Genomic DNA, 17139 nt, shown 5'->3' on the forward strand with positions numbered 1-17139 from the left:
ATGCGCGAGTTCCTGATTTTTCAATCGCTCTGGGCCATGCAGGATCACTGCGGCCAATGCGCGCTTCCCCTCGAAGCGCAGCTGGAAAAAATTGCTGCCGCTGGCTTCGATGGCATCACCGATCATTTCTGGGAGGCTTCCCACGCTGCGCGTCTGCACGCCGCCGCCAAGGCGTTCGGTCTGCAAATCGAAGGTCAGCTCTTTCCCCGTACTGTGGATGGTCTGGCGGCCGCCCTCGATGTCGCTGCTCGCCATGGCTGTCACCATCTCACGCTGCAGGCCGACGTCCGACCACGCACGCTGAGGCAGGCGATCGCACTGGTCGAGGGTTGGCAACGCCTGGCCGAACAGGTGGATTTTCCGATTCTCCTTGAGACCCATCGATATCGCCTGAGCAATGACCTGTTGTTCACGTTGGACTTACTTGAGGAGATGCCCGACCTGAAGCTATTGGCGGACCTGTCTCACTATGTCGTGGGGCGCGAGATGCCAGAACCGGTCGCCGCTGAAGACGACGATTACATCCATCGCATCCTGCGTCACAGTTGGGGTTTTCATGGACGTGTCAGTAATGGCGAACAAGTCCAGGTGCCCTTGAGTTTCGCCCAGCACCGACCCTGGCTGGAGCGCTTCCTCGGCTGGTGGCGCTACGGAATCGAGGATTGGCTGGCTCGGCCGAACAGCCCTGCCAGCCTGTCCTTCACCTGCGAACTCGGCCCGCCACCCTATGCGATCACCGGGGCCGATGGGCGCGATGTCAGTGATCGCTGGGAGGAGGCGTTGATGTTGAAGCAGTGGATGCGTGAGGTCTGGAGGGATTGTCACGTTCCGGGTGGAGGCTGATGGATGTGGGATGACAATGGATGGCTATCGCGAGCAGGCTCGCTCCCACAGAGGGCTGTGTGTACAGAACTTTAATGAGCACCCCGGAGTGTGGGAGCGAGCCTGCTCGCGAAGGCGCCGGCACAATCAATATCCCTGCAAGCTGACCCACCGCTGGACAGACAGATTGTGCTGCATAAAGCCCTCAACAAAATTTTTCCTGCGATTTCATGGCCTGAAAACGAGACGGCGTTACCTGCGATGCGTGCGGTAATGGATGACACGAAATCCGTGCCCTTGAACAAGGCCAACGCGTAGGAGAATGCCATGACCCAGCGGATCGCTTTCATCCATACCGTCGGTTTCCTGGTCGAGGAGTTCCGGGCGCGTATGCGTGCCGAGATGTCCACCGCCGATTGCTTCCATGTCCTTGACGAAAGTCTGCTGCAGGACCTGTTGCGCGGCGTACCGCAGCCGCAGGTCTACCAGCGCGTGGTTGATCAGATTGTGCTGGCGGCGCGAGCGCAACCTGACCTGATCGTCGTCACCTGTTCATCGACGTCTCCGGCTGTCGACATCGCGCGGAGCGTCGTGTCGCAGCCGATCCTGAAGATCGACGACCCGATGGCCTCGGAAGCGGTGCGCCGTGGCGCGCGCATTGGCCTGCTTTGCACGGCGACCAGTACGGTGGAGCCGAGCCGCGCGCTATTGCACGCCCATGCCGCAGCGCAAGGGCGCGACATCACAATCAAGACGGTGCTGTGCCCCGACGCCTACCAAGCGCTGATGGCAGGCGATCGGGCGCGGCATGACGGGATTCTCCTGGAAGCGGCCACCGGGGTTTCCAACGAGGTGGATGTGCTGGTACTCGCCCAGGCATCGCTGGCGCATCTGCGCGACCTGCTCGCGGCAGGGTTGAAATTTCCGGTATTGGCAAGCCCGTCGTTATTGATGGGGGAAATCGCCAGACGCTGTGCCGAATGAGTCGATAAGGGTGACACATGGAGGCCGTGGCAGATTGTGCTGCACATGCCCCCAAAACAAGTTTTTCTGCGATTTAATGCGATGAAAACGAGACAGCTCTGCAGGCGGTGCATGGCGTAATGATCACCATCAGGTTGTTGGAAAAACGGCCTGCATTGCCCGGCTTGATAACCCCCATCCAGATGAGACTCTTGGCATGTCACCCTCGATAAAACGCATCCCCAGCGATGAAAAGCTTCCTTCCCATGCCGATGTGGTGATCATTGGCGGCGGGATCATCGGCGCGACTGCCGCCTATTTCCTGGCGAAACGGGGACTCTCGGTGGCGCTGGTCGAGAAGGGCTATGTCGGCGGCGAACAGTCGAGCCGCAACTGGGGCTGGTGCCGCCAGCAGAATCGCGACGCCCGCGAGCTGCCTCTCTCTGGTATCGCCTTGCGGCTGTGGGATGAACTCACGGCGCAGATTGGCACCGATCTCGGATTTCGCCGCTGCGGCCTCAAGTACGCGACCGACGACGCCAAGCAGCTCGCCGAATGGGAAGCGTGGCTGGATATCGCGCGCCAGTTCGACATCAAGACGCGGATACTGAGCCCCGGGGAGGCGACGTCCGCGATTCCGGCTGTCGGTCGGCAATGGCTGGGAGGCGTGCATTCCGTCGATGACGGCAAGGCCGAACCGGCTATTGCAGCGCCGGGGATCGCCGAGGGCGCGCGTGCCCTTGGCGCCAGCATCCACCAGGACTGCGCCGCCTACGGTCTGGATATCACCAATGGCGCAGTGACCGGGGTGATCACCGAAAAAGGCCTTATCCGCACCCAGGCCGTCCTCTGTGCCGCCGGCGCCTGGGCCTCGGCGTTCTGTCGACGACACGGGTTGAATTTCCCCCAGGCGAGCGTGCGCCAGACTGCGCTGCGTACGCGTCCGGCGCCGAACCTCGGGGATGCGATCTACACGCCGGATTTCGCGCTCACTCGCCGTCTGGATGGCAGTTATACGATCGCCATCAGTGGCAAGGCCCGGCTTGATATCACGCCGCAGGGCCTGCGCCATGGGAAGGCTTTTCTGCCCATGTTCGTCAAGCGGCTGGCCGCCATGGAGTTCGGCATCGGCAAGGCCTTTATCCATGGTCCCGAAGGGCTGGCGGGCTGGGGTGCGGACAAACCCCTGGCATTCGAGCGCAACCGTGTACTCGATCCCGAGGCCAGGCCCGAGGCTATTGCCGAGATCCTGAAGCGGGTCAGGACGCGCTTCCCGGCCCTGGCGAACATTGAAGTGGCTGAAACCTGGGGAGGCTACGTGGATTTCACGCCCGATGCCGTGCCGGTGATCTCTGCCGTGGAGGGGCTGTCAGGTTTCGTCCTTGCGGCGGGCTGTTCCGGGCATGGGTTTGGCCTGGGGCCGGGGATCGGCTATCTGGCCGCTGAGCTGGTCGCCAACGATACCCCCTGTGTCGATCCCAAGCCCTACCGTCTCTCGCGCTTGACCGATGGTTCGAAAATGAACGTGGGCGCGATCTGACCCCTAACGGCCACTCGATTCGAGTGGCTTTTTTCAGGGCTGAGGGAGTTCGGAACTGCCCTTTACTTGATCGCTTATAAGCTGGGCCAGTATCTGCACCGGTTCGGTCAAGGTCTGTCGAGGTCGATGCACCAATCCGATTTCACGATGGAACGTATGGGGTCCGAGATCGAGTGCGCGTATGCCCGCTGGCCATTGCCGATGGGACACGGTCTGTGGCACGAGGGCTACGCCTACGCCATTTTCCACCAGCCTGATGATGGCCTCCAGTTCATCCAGCTCACAGACTTCACGCAGGGTGAAATGCATCTGCCGCAGGAAACGATCGACCTGCCTGCCACCAAAGGACGAACGGTCGTACCGAACGAAGAGGTGGTTGGAGAGCAGCTCCGACCAGTCTCCTCCCGGGACATCACGGGGCACGATCAGGCGATAGGGCTCCAGCGCCAAGGTGGTCCAGCGCAGATCACTCTGGAGAGAGAAGGGTGGGCGAATGATCACCGCCATGTCGATTTCGCCGGCATCCACAAGGTTGACCAGCTCCATCGACAAGCCCGGAATGACTCGCGTCCGGCATTGCGGGCATTGTTGGTGGAACCGGGCCAGCGCGTCGGGCAAGTAAGAGCGCTGGACGGATGCGATGGCGCCGATATTCACCAGGGTACTGGCCGGCAGTCCCACGGTGGCGGAGCCCAGGTTGTCGTAAAGGCGAAGCAGCTCTTGCGCCTGCAGGAGTATCTGATGGCCCATCCGGTTGAGGTGGGCCGAACGGCCTTTCCTGTCGAAAATCTCGAAGCCGAGCTCTGCCTCCAGGCGCTGGATCTGGGCACTGACCGCTGCCTGGGTGAGGCCGATCCTGTTTCCCGCAGCGGCGAACGTACCTTCCCGGGCCACGGCGACAAGTGTCTTGAGTTCTTTAATCATTCACAAATATTAATTGTGCTTATGAAAAAATTATATTGATTTTTCTTGACGATTTTCCGGCTTACGCTCCACGTTCATCCACAAATATCAAATAATGGAGTGCTGATGAGCCTTTCGCCTTTCCACCTCGCGATTCCTGTTTACGACCTGGCAGCCGCACGATCCTTCTATGGCGAAATCTTTGGCCTGGAAGAGGGGCGTTCCAGCCCCCAGTGGGTCGACTTCAACTTCTATGGCCACCAACTGGTCATTCACGAGCATCCCAAAACGGCTTCGCAGGAAGACGTTCACAGCAATCCGGTCGACGGACACGATGTTCCCGTTCCGCATTTCGGCGTTGTCCTGGGTTGGGAAGAGTGGGAGGCGCTGGCGGAGCGCTTGAAGTCCTTTGGCATTGAGTTCGTGATCGAACCGTACATCCGTTTCAAAGGGCAGGTGGGTGAGCAGGCCACCATGTTCCTGTTCGATCCATGCGGCAACGCCCTAGAGTTCAAGGCATTCAAGGATATGAGCCAGCTTTTCGCCAAATAATTCGCCATTGCCGGGACGCTGATAAACCCGTGAAACAGTCGGCGCCAATAGTTTGGCGTCCGCCTGTCTTGTTCTTGATTGGATCCAATAAAATCTCTTGTTGTTAACAAAATATTGACGATATCATTTGGCCACGCGAAGGCAGTCGTTTGCCGTTATACGAGCCCGAATGCTTCTTACCCTCGCAGTGAAGGGCTTATGAATCGGACAAATGATATTGACAACCTGATGAGCAGGTTCGGAGAGAGTGCGGCCAGCTATATCGAGATGGATAATTCCTTTAATTACAAGGAACTGTCCGAATCTCCGACGCTTGCTGCTCCTGTGACTCCTGCGCAAACGGAAAAATCGACAGGGGCTGTCCTGCCTGAGCCCGCCGAGATGCCGGACCTGCTGCCTGTCACAGTAGCGACGACGCTTCATCCGCTGGAGCGACGCGTCGAGCCGGTGCTGGATGATTTGCTGGAGGCTGCGTCGGCCGCCGATGCAGTACCCGAACCTGTATCAACTCCCGCGACTGCTTGTTCTCTACGTTCACTGCTGGCTGAAGTCGCCCTTGAGCGCCAGGCAGAAGCGCGTGCGCAGAACGAGGAGGCGTTACGCCTGTCGATCCCGAACGGCCCTGCGGCGGTCACCCCTGCTCGGGTCATTGCGGTGGTATCGCCCAAAGGTGGCGTGGGCAAGAGTACGCTCTGCGCGGCGCTGGCTGGTGCGCTGGATGCCAAGGGGCGCCGGCTGGCCATCGACCTGGATCCGCAGAACGCTTTGCAATATCACCTGGGTGTCAGTCCGGATGTCGCCGGCATGGCCCGCGCAAGCCTGACCGGCGAGTGCTGGAGCGGGCTGCTGCTCGATGGCATTGGCGGAACGCGCGTTCTGCCCTTTGGTTCGGTCTCCGAGCAAGAGCGTCGAGCGCTTGAGCGTTTCCTTGAGGACGACGCCCATTGGCTGGCGCGGCAGTTGTCGCGCATGGATCTGGTGGCCGACGATGTCGTCATTCTCGATACCCCCCCTGGCCGCACCCTGTATCTGGAGCAGGTGCTCGATGTCGCCGATCAGGTGATCGTCGTCATCACGCCGGACGCAGCCTCGTTCATGACGTTGGACTCGATCGATCGATTGCTCGAAGGGCGTGCCAATCAGGCTTCGCAGCGTGACTGTCACTACATCGTCAACCAGTTCGATGCCTCGCGCACGTTCTGCCAGGACATGCTGGAAGTGCTCAAGCGTCGCTTTGGTAAACAGCTGATCGGTGTCCTGCCGCTCGATCACGCCATCAGCGAAGGCCTCGCTTTTGGCGTCAACCCATTACTGGAAGACGATGACTCATCTGCGCGGCAGGAAATCCTGGCCATTGCCGATGCGCTGAAGTCGCCTGTCCGGACCTCTGCATTGGCAGGTAGTCGCGCATCATGAGTCAATCCAACGAGCAACATGAAGCGCCCGGCCGCCTGCAACGCTGGGCCCAGACTCTAGCGGACGGGTTTGACCGTCTTTCGCAAGGTGTTCGCCGCACCCTGCAGATCGGTATTCTGCTGGTCTCGCTTCTATTGGCGCTGTTCATTATCACGGTGCCTTTCGATCTCCAGTCACAGTGCTATTTCGCCGCAGGCTGTTTTGTCGTCGCGCTGATACTGCGCAAACAATCCGGCCGATTCCCGGTGGTGCTGCTGATCGGTCTGTCGCTGACAGCTTCGCTGCGCTACATGTACTGGCGGATCACCTCGACCCTGGGCTTCGACGATTGGCTCGACATACTGTTCGGCTATGGCTTGCTGGCGGCGGAACTCTACGCGCTGATCGTACTGATCTTCGGTTATCTGCAAACCGCCTGGCCCCTGCGGCGCCAACCGGTGCTGATGAGTACGCCGCCTTCCGAATGGCCGGTGGTGGACGTGTTCATTCCGACGTACAACGAAGCGTTGGATATTGTGAAGGTGACAATCTTTGCCGCCCAGGCGATCGACTGGCCGAAGGACAAGCTGCGCGTGCACGTGCTGGACGATGGACGTCGTGAAGACTTCCGGATCTTCTGCGACAGCATTGGCGTGAACTATCTGGCCCGTGACAACAATCGCCATGCCAAGGCCGGTAACCTCAATGAAGCGCTGAAAGTCACGGAGGGAGAGTTCGTCGCGATCTTCGACGCCGACCACGTACCGACCCGTTCTTTCCTGCAGATCTGCCTGGGCTGGTTCGCCAAGGATCCAAAACTGGCGATGCTGCAGACGCCGCACTTCTTCTTTTCGCCGGATCCGTTCGAGAAAAACCTCAACACGTTCCGCTCCGTCCCGAACGAAGGCGAGCTGTTCTATGGCCTGGTCCAGGACGGCAACGACTTGTGGAACGCCACGTTCTTCTGCGGCTCCTGCGCCGTGATGCGCCGTACCGCGCTGCTGGAAGTGGGCGGCGTCGCGGTGGAAACCGTGACCGAGGATGCGCACACCGCCCTGAAGATGAACCGCGCCGGCTACAACACCGCTTACCTGGCCATTCCGCAGGCGGCAGGCCTGGCTACCGAAAGCCTTTCGCGTCACATCAGCCAGCGCATTCGCTGGGCACGGGGCATGGCGCAGATCTTCCGAACCGACAACCCGTTGATGGGTCGCGGCCTGAAACTGGGGCAGCGGCTGTGTTACCTCAACGCCATGTTGCACTTCTTCTATGGTCTGCCGCGTCTCGCATTTCTGACGGCACCCTTGGCCTATCTGTTTTTCGGGGCGCAGATTTTCCACGCCTCGGCATTGATGATCACCGCTTACGTGCTGCCGCACATCTTGCACGCCAGCCTGACCAACTCACGGATCCAGGGCCGTTTCCGGCACTCGTTCTGGAACGAGGTCTACGAGACGGTACTGGCCTGGTACATCATGGGGCCGGTGCTCATGGCGCTGGTGAACCCCAAGTTCGGCGGTTTCAACGTGACCGACAAGGGCGGGATCATCGACCGCAAGTTTTTCGAGTGGAAGCTGGCGCGTCCCTACATCGTTTTGTTGACTCTCAATGTCGCGGGTATTGCCTTCGGCCTCTGGCAATTGTTCCAGGGCGAGGAGGGCGCGATGACCACGATCCTTATCAACATGGCCTGGACGCTCTACAACGTTGTCATTACCAGCGCATCGGTGGCTGTGGCCAGTGAAACGCGCCAGGTGCGCAGCGAGCCGCGGGTTGCCGCCGAACTGCCGGTGCGCATTGAGCTGGCGGATGGGCGCACGTTTGACGGCATCACCCAGGACTTCTCGCAGAAGGGGCTTGGTTTCCGTCTGCCGGACGGCGTTGAAATCGCCCAGGGCGAACGCATCCGCATGACGTTGTTTCGCAACCAGCAGGCCAGTGTGTTCCCCGGGACCGTGATGTTCAGTCGCGGCACTCTCCTGGGGGCTCAGTTCGACCCGCTGAGCCTGCGTCAGCAAAGCGAACTGGTGCGCCTGACGTTCTCGCGCGCCGACACCTGGGCATCGACCTGGGGCGGCCGACAGGTGGACACGCCGTTGGCTGCATTGCGCGACGTCGCTTTCATCGGCCTGGGGGGTATCTACGAATTGTTCAAGGCCACCCTCGCCGAGCTGCAAAGATTCCTTTCTGCCCGCCGGCCGCCGTCTTCCCAACCACTCGAAAACCTTATGGACAAGCAATGAGCGCTAAGCATTTTTCAGGCATTTTGGCTTCAACGTTGCTGGCTTTGAGTGGTGGCGCGGCGTTCGCCGATACGGCGCCGGCGGACATGGGCAATGGCTACAACCTGACCCTCAAGCAGTTGGGGCGCGCCTATCCGATGAACCTGCACGGGGTCGAAGCGACCGATAGCGTCAACTTTGACGTGCGTGCCGATCAGGTGGTGACCGGCGCGCACCTGACGCTGCAATACAGTTATTCGCCGGCGCTGCTGCCCGATCTGTCGCAGATCAACATCATGGTCAACGACGAAGTCGCGGCGAGTGTGCCGCTGCCCAAGGAAAACGCCGGCACGCTGCAGAAGCAGACGGTGGAGATTCCCCCGCAGTTGATCACCGAGTTCAATCGCCTGAGCGTGCAGTTCATCGGCCACTACACCATGAGCTGTGAGGATCCTCAGCACTCGAGTCTGTGGGCCAAGGTCAGCAACGATTCTTCGCTGCAGATCCAGACCTCGCCGCTGGCCTTGCCGAACGATCTTTCACTGATACCCGTGCCGTTCTTCGATCGGCGCGATGCCCGCCCCCTGGATCTGCCGATCATCTTCAGCGCCGCGCCGGACAACGGCACCCTTGAGGCTGCGGGGGCGCTGTCGTCCTGGTTCGGGGCCCTGGCGAGCTATCGCGGGGCGACCTTCCGGGTCCAGCTCAATACGCTGCCCGCCCAGGGCAACGGTGTGATCGTGCTCAGCGGCGACGCGCCTGCGCAGATTGGCGGATTGTCGATTCCCGCGCCAAAGGGCCCGACCCTGAGCATCCTGACCAACCCGAACGACGCCAACGGCAAGTTGCTGGTGGTGGCGGGGCGCAATACCGAAGAGCTCAAGCTGGCCGCCATCGCGCTGACGGTCGGTGGCCAGGCGCTGTCGGGCAGTACGGTGGTCATCAACAAGCTCGATACCCTCAAGCCCCGTAAGCCTTACGATGCACCGAACTGGCTACCTACCGATCGCCCGGTCAAGTTGGGTGAGCTGATCGCGAGCAAACAACTGAACGTTTCCGGGTACAACCCGGGCGACATCACTGTACCGCTGAACTTCCCGCCGGATCTGTTCAACTGGCACCAGGATGGCGCACCGCTGAACCTGAAGTATCGCTATACGCCGCAGCCGAAATCCGTCAATTCATCCTTCATCGTCAGCTTCAACGATGGTCTGATCAAGTCCGAGACCCTGCCTTCGGTGGAGCGTCTGGACAAGAGCCTATTGAGCGCGATCAAGGACGATACCCTGGTGCGTGACATGCGCGTGTTGCTGCCGCTCAATTCCGTTGCGCTGAAGTCGCGCCTGCAACTGCGCTACATGTACGACTACATCAAGGAGGGGGAATGCCGCGACATCATCATCGACAACATGCGCGGCAGCATCGACCCTGAGTCGACGCTGGACCTGACCGATTACGACCATTTCATGGCCATGCCCAACCTGGGCGTGTTCAAGGACGCCGGCTTCCCGTTCACCCGCATGGCTGACCTGTCGCAGACCGCGGTGGTGCTGCCGGACCACGCCGGCACGGGTGACGTAAGCGCTTACCTGAACGTATTGGGCCGCTTCGGTGACTCCACCGGTTACCCCGCGACCGGCGTGACGGTCATCCAGGCCGCACAGGCTCCGTCCTTTGCCGACAAGGACCTGTTGGTGATGGCGTCCGGTGACAACCAACCCTTGCTGAGCCAATGGGCGGATCGTCTGCCAGCGGCCGGTACCGGTCAGCAGCAACGTTTTGAAGTGTCTGACCTGACCCTGCGCATACAGGACTGGCTCAGCTCCGATCCTGAAGCGAACCTGCGCAAAAGCCGTCTGGCCATGGCGTTCTCCGGTGGCCAGCCAAACACCTATCTGACCGGCTTCGAATCGCCGCTCAAGAATGGCCGCAGTGTCGTGGTCATTGCCGGCGGGGATGCTGTCGGTCTGGCCCAGGCCACTGAAGCATTGGCCCGTACGGACCAGGGCGCAGGTTCCATTCAGGGCAGCCTGGTGGTCATCCGTGGCAAGTCCATCGAGCCGCTGGTGGCTGACGAACAGTATTTCGTCGGCAGTCTGTCACCGGTCAAGTACGTGCAGTGGCTGATGTCGCGCCATGTGGGCTGGACGCTACTGATGACCGCACTGGGTGTGCTGTTGCTGAGCGGCCTGGCCTACCTGGGGTTGCGTTCCAAGGCCAGGAAGCGACTGAGTGTCTGAGCGTGACCATGAGACCGTATCGATGAACGTGCGTCGCGCTCTATCCGGCGGTTGGCTGCGTGGCGCTGCTTGCGCAGTGCTGGCCTCCCTCGCGTCATTGACGTGCCTGCCGTCGTTCGCAACGGAGTCGGCGTGTGGGACTCGGGATTGGCCTTTGTGGGAGTCCTGGGCCACTCGCTATGTCCAGGACGATGGCCGGATGTTGTCTTCCAGCATGGAGGCCAACCACAGCACCTCGGAGGGGCAGTCCTACGGCATGCTCTTCGCGTTGATCGGTAACGATCCGGCGCGCTTCGAGCATCTGTGGGCCTGGACCCGTGCCAACATGCTCGGTTCGGATCCCTCGACCCGTCTGCCGGGCTGGCTGTGGGGGCAGGGCAAGGATGGGCAATGGCAGCTTCAGGATGCGAATTCGGCCTCCGATGCCGACCTGTGGATCGTCTACTCGCTGCTCGAAGCCGCGCGGCTGTGGCAGCGTCCCGAGTACCGTGTCGATGCGTTGCAGTTGCTCAAGACCATTGAGTCGAAGCTGGTCGTCACGTTGCCGGGCCTCGGCAAAATGCTGCTGCCTGGCCCCGAAGGTTTCGTTCAGCCAGACCATCTGTGGCGCCTGAACCCGAGCTATCTGCCTCGGCCATTGCTCCTGCGGCTGGCCAAGGAACAACCGAAGGGGCCGTGGAAAGAAATCGCGGACAACACCGTCAAGCTGATCCGCAGCGCCAGCCCCAAAGGCTATGTCGCGGATTGGGTGGGCTATCGCGGGACTTCCGCGCAGTCCGGCCTGTTCGTGATCGATCCGATCAAGGGCGGCTTGGGCAGTTACGATGCGATCCGCGTTTACCTGTGGGCAGGGATGACACCCAAGACCGATCCCGCGAATCCAAAGCTTCTGGAAGCGCTGGATGGCATGACCCAAAGCACGGCGTCTGGCGGTGTCCCGCCAGAAAAAGCCCAGGTGGTTTCCGCTGCGCTCGATGGTGCAGGGCCGTTCGGCTATTCGGCGGCGCTGGTGCCGTATTTCATCGCCAAGGGGCACCCATGGTTGGCCGAGCAACAGCAACGTCGCGCCCAGGACGGTATTGATGCGGCCTTCGCTAAAGGCAGCGACCAAGGTGCCGATCCTCTTTATTACAACGTCATGCTAAGCCTGTTCGGGTTGGGTTGGGCAGAGAAGCGTTACCAGTTCCGTGATGACGGAACGCTCACTTTGTCCTGGGAGACGTCATGCGCCCGCGCCGCTCTACGCTAGCTGTTGCAGTTTTCATTGCGCTGATCGCTTCCGGTGCTCATGCCGAAGGCACGGACATCCAGGCCCAACTGGTCGAACAAGGTCAGTACTGGCAAGCCCGCTCGAATGCGTCGCGCTCTGCCGAGATCTGGCAGAAAGTCCTGCGCCTGGATCCGAATCAGGTCGATGCCCTCTATGGCATGGGCTTGATCGGCGTCAAGCAGAACAAGCCGCAACAGGCCCAGGAATACCTGACGCGCCTGCAGGCGTTGTCACCGCAACCCTGGATGGCTCGCCAGCTGGAGCAGGACATTGCGTTGGCCAAGCCGGAGAACAAGGCGCAACTGGATGAGGCCCGTCGCCTGGTCGACGCAGGTGAGCGTGACAAGGCGACCGAGGTGTTTCGCCGGATGTTCAACGGCCTGACCCCGGAGGGCACGGTTGGGCGTGAGTACTACAACAACCTGGCCTTCAACGCCGACGGCTGGTCCGAGGCACGTCAGGGCATGGAGCGTTTGCTGCGTGAAACCCCCGACGATGCGATCCTGGCGCTGTTTTATGGCAAGCAACTGATTCGTCACGAAGATAGCCGTGCCGAGGGCGCTCGCGTGCTCGCCAAGTTGACCAAACGCGTGGAAATCGCCGGCGACGCCGATGAAAGCTGGCGCTTGGCGCTGGTCTGGATCGGTCCGCCGAATGCTGCTCAGGTGCCGCTGTTCGAGGAGTTCCTGAGGGCTCACCCGGATGATCAGGACATCCGTGACCAGATGAACAAGGGTCGCCAAAAAGCGGCTACCGCCGGCGGTTCCACCTGGCAGCAGGACCCATTGGTGGCCAGCGGCTTGCGTGCCTTGGAGAACGGCGATCAGGCCGGCGCGGAGAAGGCGTTCCAGACGCGCCTCAAGACCCGTCCGGATGATAGCGATGCCCTGGGCGGTCTGGGTGTGGTCCGTCAGCAACAGGGGCGTTTCTCGGAAGCCGAACAACTGCTGACCCGTGCGATCAACACCGGTGGTACCCGCTGGAAAACCGCATTGAACGGCGTTCGCTATTGGGCGCTGTTGCAACAGGGCCGCGACTTGCAGGCCAAAGGGCAGACCGCCAAGGCAACCGAGGCCGTCGCCCAGGCCATGCGCTGGAACCCCAATGGGGTCGACGCTCGTCTTACCCTGGCCGATATCCAGGCCCAGGCCGGCCAGTTCGACAGCGCAGCCGCCAGCTACCGTCAGGTACTGGCGAGCCAGCCTGGCAACCCACAGGCCATACGTGGCCTGGTCAATGTGTTGTCGCAAACCGGGCATGCCGATGAAGCCTTGAGCCTGTTGGACAGCCTGCCGGCCGCTGAACAGGCCAAGCTCGGCAATACTGGCCAGTTGCGTGCCTTGCGCGCCACCCAGATGGCCAGTGTGGCCGAGCAGCGTGGCGATATCCGCAGTGCCCAGAATGCGTTGCTCGATGCCGTGAACAGCGACCCGGATAACGTCTGGACGCGCTTCAGCCTCGCGCGCCTGTATCTGAAAACCGGCGAATCGAAAAAGGCTCGCGATCTGATCGACGCCTTTCTCAAAAGCCACCCGGACAACGTCGATGCGCTGTACACCAGTGCCTTGCTGTCGGTGGAAATGGAGCAGTGGAAAGACGCCCAGGTCACCATCAACCGGATTCCCGTCGACCGCCGCACTGCGGACATGAACGAGCTGGCGGACCGGGTCACGTTGACCACGCAGATCAATCTGGCGGCGGCCATGGCCAAGCGCGGACAGCGTCAGGAAGCCCTGGCTTTGCTGGATCGCCTGCAACCGATGGCCGCTCGTAGCCCCGAGCGCACGGCGACCTTGGCGTCGGCTTATGTCGACGCCGGGGATGTCGAGCAGGCGCTGTCGATGATGCGTTCGTTGCTGACCCAAAGCAGCGCGCCGTCGGCCGATCTGATGCTGCAATACGCATCCCTGCTGCTCAAGACGGGGGATGATGCCCAGGTTAATTCGATCCTGAACAGCTTGCAGAACCAGCCGCTGAGCGTCGCGACCCGCAAGCGTTACGACGATGTGCTGTACCTGTACCGTATCCGTCAGGCCGACCGCTTGCGCGAGGGCGGTGACCTGGCCGCGGCTTATGACACGTTGGCGCCGGCGTTGGCCCAACGTCCGGGCGATGTCGCCGCGACCTCGGCCCTGGCCAGGATGTACACCGCCAATGGCGACAACGCCAAGGCCTTCGACCTGTACAAACCCTTGCTCAAGCGCAACCCGAACGACCCGTTGGTGTTGTTGAACGCGGCCGATGCTGCCGTGCTCGCCCACGACAACGGCTATGCGGAAAATGCGCTGGAACAGTTCATGGCGTTGCAGAACTACGATCCAGAATCGTTGACTGAAGTCGCACGCATCTACCGGGCGATGGGCAACAGCGGCAAGGCGACTGAAGTGCTGCGCAAAGCGGTAGCCATCGAGCAGAGCGAGAAGCAACGCAGCCTGGCCGCCCAGCCTGGTGCGATGAATGTGGCGGCGAATCCGTTCGCAGGTGGGGCGGGGCAGCGTCGGCAGGTCTTGCGCGCGCCGGCGTCGGCCATTCCGCCACCGGCAGAGGCCATTCTCAACGGCGGCGTCATGCTCGCCAGTGCCGATGGCGTGCCTGCCGATGCCTATCCAGGCCAGCCGCGAAGCAACGGTCAAACGGCCTCTGTGCGGGGTGCCGCGGTCGCGCAGAGCAATCCCTTCAATGCCCAGCCGCAACCTCGAACGGTACTGACCGTCGTCGATTCGACAAGCTCCGCTCAGCGCGCGCTCAACGATATTCTGCAGGAGCGCAGCGGTTACGTTGCCCAAGGCTTGAGCGTTCGCAGCAACAACAGCGAATCGGGCCTGAGCAAACTGACGGACGTTGAAACGCCGTTCGAAGTGAACGTGCCGGCTGGTGACAACCGTGTGGCCGTGCGTATCACCCCGGTAGCGCTCACGGCCGGCAGTGTGAAGGGCGAGGCCGCCAGTCGTTTCGGTAGCGGCTCCAGCGCGACCTCCGGTATCGGTTCGCAACGTGCCGAGGGCGTCGGTCTTGGGGTGGCGTACGAGCGTCCCGATGAAGGCATCAAGGCCGATGTCGGGACCACGCCGATCGGTTTCAAATACACGACGGCGGTGGGGGGCGTGAGTGTCGATCGCCCACTGAGCGATAACGGCAATTTCCGTTACCGCGTCGCGGCGTCGCGTCGCGCGGTCACCGACAGCCTGACGTCGTTTGCCGGCACCACCGACAAGCGTGCTGGCGGTGGATCGTGGGGCGGGGTGACCGCCAACGGTGTACGTGGCGAAATGAGCTACGACAACTCGCAGGTCGGTGCCTACGGGTATGGCTCCGTGCACGAACTGGTGGGACACAATGTCGAATCCAACACCCGGGGTGAACTGGGCGGTGGCGTCTATTGGTACCTGGACAACATGCAGGACCACTCGCTCACCGTTGGCCTCAGCGCCACGGCGCTGGGCTACGAGAACAACCAGGACTTCTTCACCTACGGGCATGGTGGCTACTTCAGTCCCCAGAGCTATTTCGCCCTGGGCGTGCCGGTGACCTGGCAGCAGCGCACCGAGCGCTTTACCTATCAGGTCAAGAGTTCGGTGGGCATCCAGCACTTCCAGCAGGACGGCGCCGATTTCTTCCCGAACGACAGCGACCGTCAGGCGGCCAACGATTCGCGCTACTCAGGACAGAGCAAAACCGGCGTGGGCTACAGCCTGGCGGCAGCCGGCGAATACAAGTTCGGTTCGCGCTTCTTCCTTGGCGCCACGATCGGCATGGATAACGCCAGCGATTATCAGCAATTCAATGGTGGCCTGTATGCGCGCTACATGTTCGAGGACATGACCGGCAGCCCGATGGCGCTCCCGGTCAGCCCTTACCGCTCTCCTTATTCGAACTGATTCCCGGAGATATCTATGCCAGCCTCTGCCCTTGCCGGCCTGACCCTTCTGGTGCTTGGCGAAAGCCATATGAGCCTTGCGGACCACCTGATGGAGCCGCTCAACGCCGATCTCACCCGCCAGGGAGCGATCGTTCATTCCATCGGCGCCTGTGGTGCCAGCGCTGGCGACTGGTTGATCACCAAGAAAGTCGATTGTGGTGCCGAGCAAAAGGGCACCGCCAAGATCGAGATCAAGGGCCGTGACGCTACCACCACGCCTATCGCCGAGCTGATCGCCAAGGACAAGCCCGACCTGGTGGTACTGGTCATCGGCGATACCATGGCGTCCTACGACAAACCGGCGTTTCCCAAGGCCTGGGCCTGGCAGAGCGTGACCAGCCTGACCAAGGCCATCGCCGCGACCGGCACCAAATGTGCCTGGGTCGGCCCAGCGTGGGGTAAGGCGGGGGGCATGTACCAGAAAAATGATCCGCGTACCCAATTGATGTCGCAATTTCTGGCCAGCAACGTCGCGCCTTGCACCTATATCGATTCGCTGACCTTCTCCAAGCCGGGCCAATGGGTCACCACCGACGGTCAGCATTTCACGGTCGCAGGTTACAAGGCCTGGGGCACTGCAATCGGCGCCGCACTGGGCAAGTTGCCGCCTGAAGCGTTGAGCAGCAAAGGGGCGAAAAAATGATCAACGCCAAGGTCCTGAGTGCGGCTGCGCTGCTGTTGTCGAGCTTGAGCGTGGTGGCGGCGGACATCCCGCTGTACCCGACCGGTCCCGCCGAAGATGCTGCGTTCATTCGCTTCGTCAACGGCAGCGCCGAGCCGATGCAGGTCATTGCCCAGGAAGGCCAACCGCCGCTGAAACTGGATGCGGCGCAGCCGGCTTCGCTGTTTTTCCCGGTCACGGCCAGCAGCGCTATCAAAGGCACCCTGGTCAGCGGCCAGCAGCGCCTGGCGCTGGACGTCAAGGCCGAGCCGGGCGAGTTCGCGACCGTGGTCGCGCTTCCGGATGGCAAGGGGCTCAGGCAAGTGACCGTGCATGACATCCCGGACGATTTCAATGGCCTCAAGGCTTCGCTGGGCTTCTTCAACCTGGACAGCAGCTGTGTCGACGCCAGCCTGCGCCCCGCAGGTCGCACCGCCGACCTGTTCAAAGGCGTGACCGAAGGCAACCTGCAACGTCGCTCGATCAACCCGGTGAAGTTGTCCGTGCAACTGGTCTGCGCCAATGCCAATGTCGGCCCCGCGCTGGATCTGGGTGAACTGAAGGCGGGCGAGCGCTACAGCGTATTGCTGTTGCCGACCGCCACCGGACCTCGACTCCTGGCCGCCACGGACACGTTGTCCCACTGATCGGA

12 protein-coding genes are annotated in these 17139 nt (G+C 61.5%); 11 read left to right on the forward strand and 1 reads right to left on the reverse strand.

Going from position 1 to position 17139, the window contains the following annotated elements; genetic code table 11:
- From ACODTO_RS02365 to ACODTO_RS02375, 3 genes are all read left to right on the forward strand, one after another.
- Positions 1-843, forward strand: a complete 843-nt coding sequence (locus ACODTO_RS02365; RefSeq protein ID WP_175385429.1) for a sugar phosphate isomerase/epimerase family protein — start codon at positions 1-3, stop codon at positions 841-843.
- Positions 844-1149: 306 nt separating this feature from the next.
- The gene (locus ACODTO_RS02370; RefSeq protein ID WP_175385428.1) at positions 1150-1806 is read left to right on the forward strand and encodes an aspartate/glutamate racemase family protein; all 657 of its coding nucleotides are present in this window, start codon (positions 1150-1152) and stop codon (positions 1804-1806) included.
- A 196-nt stretch (positions 1807-2002) separates the two neighbouring features.
- On the forward strand, positions 2003-3325 hold the full coding sequence (locus tag ACODTO_RS02375; RefSeq protein ID WP_175385427.1) for an NAD(P)/FAD-dependent oxidoreductase: 1323 nt from the start codon (positions 2003-2005) through the stop codon (positions 3323-3325).
- 33 nt (positions 3326-3358) lie between these two features.
- Here ACODTO_RS02375 and ACODTO_RS02380 read toward each other — a convergent pair whose 3' ends face one another.
- On the reverse strand, positions 3359-4249 hold the full coding sequence (locus tag ACODTO_RS02380; protein ID WP_175385426.1) for a LysR family transcriptional regulator: 891 nt from the start codon (positions 4247-4249) through the stop codon (positions 3359-3361).
- 105 nt (positions 4250-4354) lie between these two features.
- On the opposite strand from ACODTO_RS02380, the gene ACODTO_RS02385 reads away from it, so the two are divergent.
- From ACODTO_RS02385 to ACODTO_RS02420, 8 genes are all read left to right on the forward strand, one after another.
- Positions 4355-4780: a VOC family protein gene (locus ACODTO_RS02385; protein WP_139642285.1), complete on the forward strand. Its 426-nt coding sequence runs from the start codon at positions 4355-4357 to the stop codon at positions 4778-4780.
- Between the two features lie 78 nt (positions 4781-4858).
- On the forward strand, positions 4859-6196 hold the full coding sequence (gene bcsQ / locus ACODTO_RS02390; protein ID WP_489105912.1) for a cellulose biosynthesis protein BcsQ: 1338 nt from the start codon (positions 4859-4861) through the stop codon (positions 6194-6196).
- A complete protein-coding gene (bcsA, locus tag ACODTO_RS02395) occupies positions 6190-8418 on the forward strand; it encodes a UDP-forming cellulose synthase catalytic subunit (RefSeq protein WP_489105924.1) in 2229 nt (742 codons plus the stop codon). Before bcsQ ends, bcsA begins: the two co-directional genes overlap by 7 nt.
- A gap of 86 nt (positions 8419-8504) precedes the next feature.
- Positions 8505-10637 carry a cellulose biosynthesis cyclic di-GMP-binding regulatory protein BcsB gene (gene bcsB / locus ACODTO_RS02400; RefSeq protein ID WP_241801684.1) on the forward strand — a complete coding sequence of 711 codons (2133 nt, stop codon included), beginning with the start codon at positions 8505-8507 and terminating at the stop codon, positions 10635-10637.
- A gap of 22 nt (positions 10638-10659) precedes the next feature.
- Positions 10660-11886, forward strand: a complete 1227-nt coding sequence (gene bcsZ / locus ACODTO_RS02405) for a cellulose synthase complex periplasmic endoglucanase BcsZ (RefSeq protein WP_139642540.1) — start codon at positions 10660-10662, stop codon at positions 11884-11886.
- Positions 11862-15785, forward strand: coding sequence for a cellulose biosynthesis protein BcsC (locus tag ACODTO_RS02410; protein WP_139642291.1), 3924 nt, complete (start codon positions 11862-11864; stop codon positions 15783-15785). Before bcsZ ends, ACODTO_RS02410 begins: the two co-directional genes overlap by 25 nt.
- A 15-nt stretch (positions 15786-15800) precedes the next feature.
- The gene (locus ACODTO_RS02415; protein WP_139642294.1) at positions 15801-16469 is read left to right on the forward strand and encodes an SGNH/GDSL hydrolase family protein; all 669 of its coding nucleotides are present in this window, start codon (positions 15801-15803) and stop codon (positions 16467-16469) included.
- Positions 16466-17134, forward strand: coding sequence for an alginate O-acetyltransferase AlgF (locus ACODTO_RS02420; protein WP_139642296.1), 669 nt, complete (start codon positions 16466-16468; stop codon positions 17132-17134). Before ACODTO_RS02415 ends, ACODTO_RS02420 begins: the two co-directional genes overlap by 4 nt.
- Positions 17135-17139 lie beyond the last annotated feature (5 nt).

It is taken from the genome of Pseudomonas sp. FG13 (assembly GCF_057809755.1).

Bases quoted from the DNA above. Each gene is read 5' to 3' on its own strand.
- bcsZ (WP_139642540.1), top strand. From the start codon at position 10,660: ATGAACGTGCGTCGCGCTCTATCCGGCGGTTGGCTGCGTGGCGCTGCT.
- ACODTO_RS02410 (WP_139642291.1), top strand. From the start codon at position 11,862: ATGCGCCCGCGCCGCTCTACGCTAGCTGTTGCAGTTTTCATTGCGCTG.
- ACODTO_RS02375 (WP_175385427.1), top strand. From the start codon at position 2,003: ATGTCACCCTCGATAAAACGCATCCCCAGCGATGAAAAGCTTCCTTCC.
- ACODTO_RS02385 (WP_139642285.1), top strand. From the start codon at position 4,355: ATGAGCCTTTCGCCTTTCCACCTCGCGATTCCTGTTTACGACCTGGCA.
- ACODTO_RS02365 (WP_175385429.1), top strand. From the start codon at position 1: ATGCGCGAGTTCCTGATTTTTCAATCGCTCTGGGCCATGCAGGATCAC.
- ACODTO_RS02415 (WP_139642294.1), top strand. From the start codon at position 15,801: ATGCCAGCCTCTGCCCTTGCCGGCCTGACCCTTCTGGTGCTTGGCGAA.
- bcsB (WP_241801684.1), top strand. From the start codon at position 8,505: ATGGGCAATGGCTACAACCTGACCCTCAAGCAGTTGGGGCGCGCCTAT.
- ACODTO_RS02380 (WP_175385426.1), bottom strand. From the start codon at position 4,249: ATGATTAAAGAACTCAAGACACTTGTCGCCGTGGCCCGGGAAGGTACG.
- ACODTO_RS02370 (WP_175385428.1), top strand. From the start codon at position 1,150: ATGACCCAGCGGATCGCTTTCATCCATACCGTCGGTTTCCTGGTCGAG.
- ACODTO_RS02420 (WP_139642296.1), top strand. From the start codon at position 16,466: ATGATCAACGCCAAGGTCCTGAGTGCGGCTGCGCTGCTGTTGTCGAGC.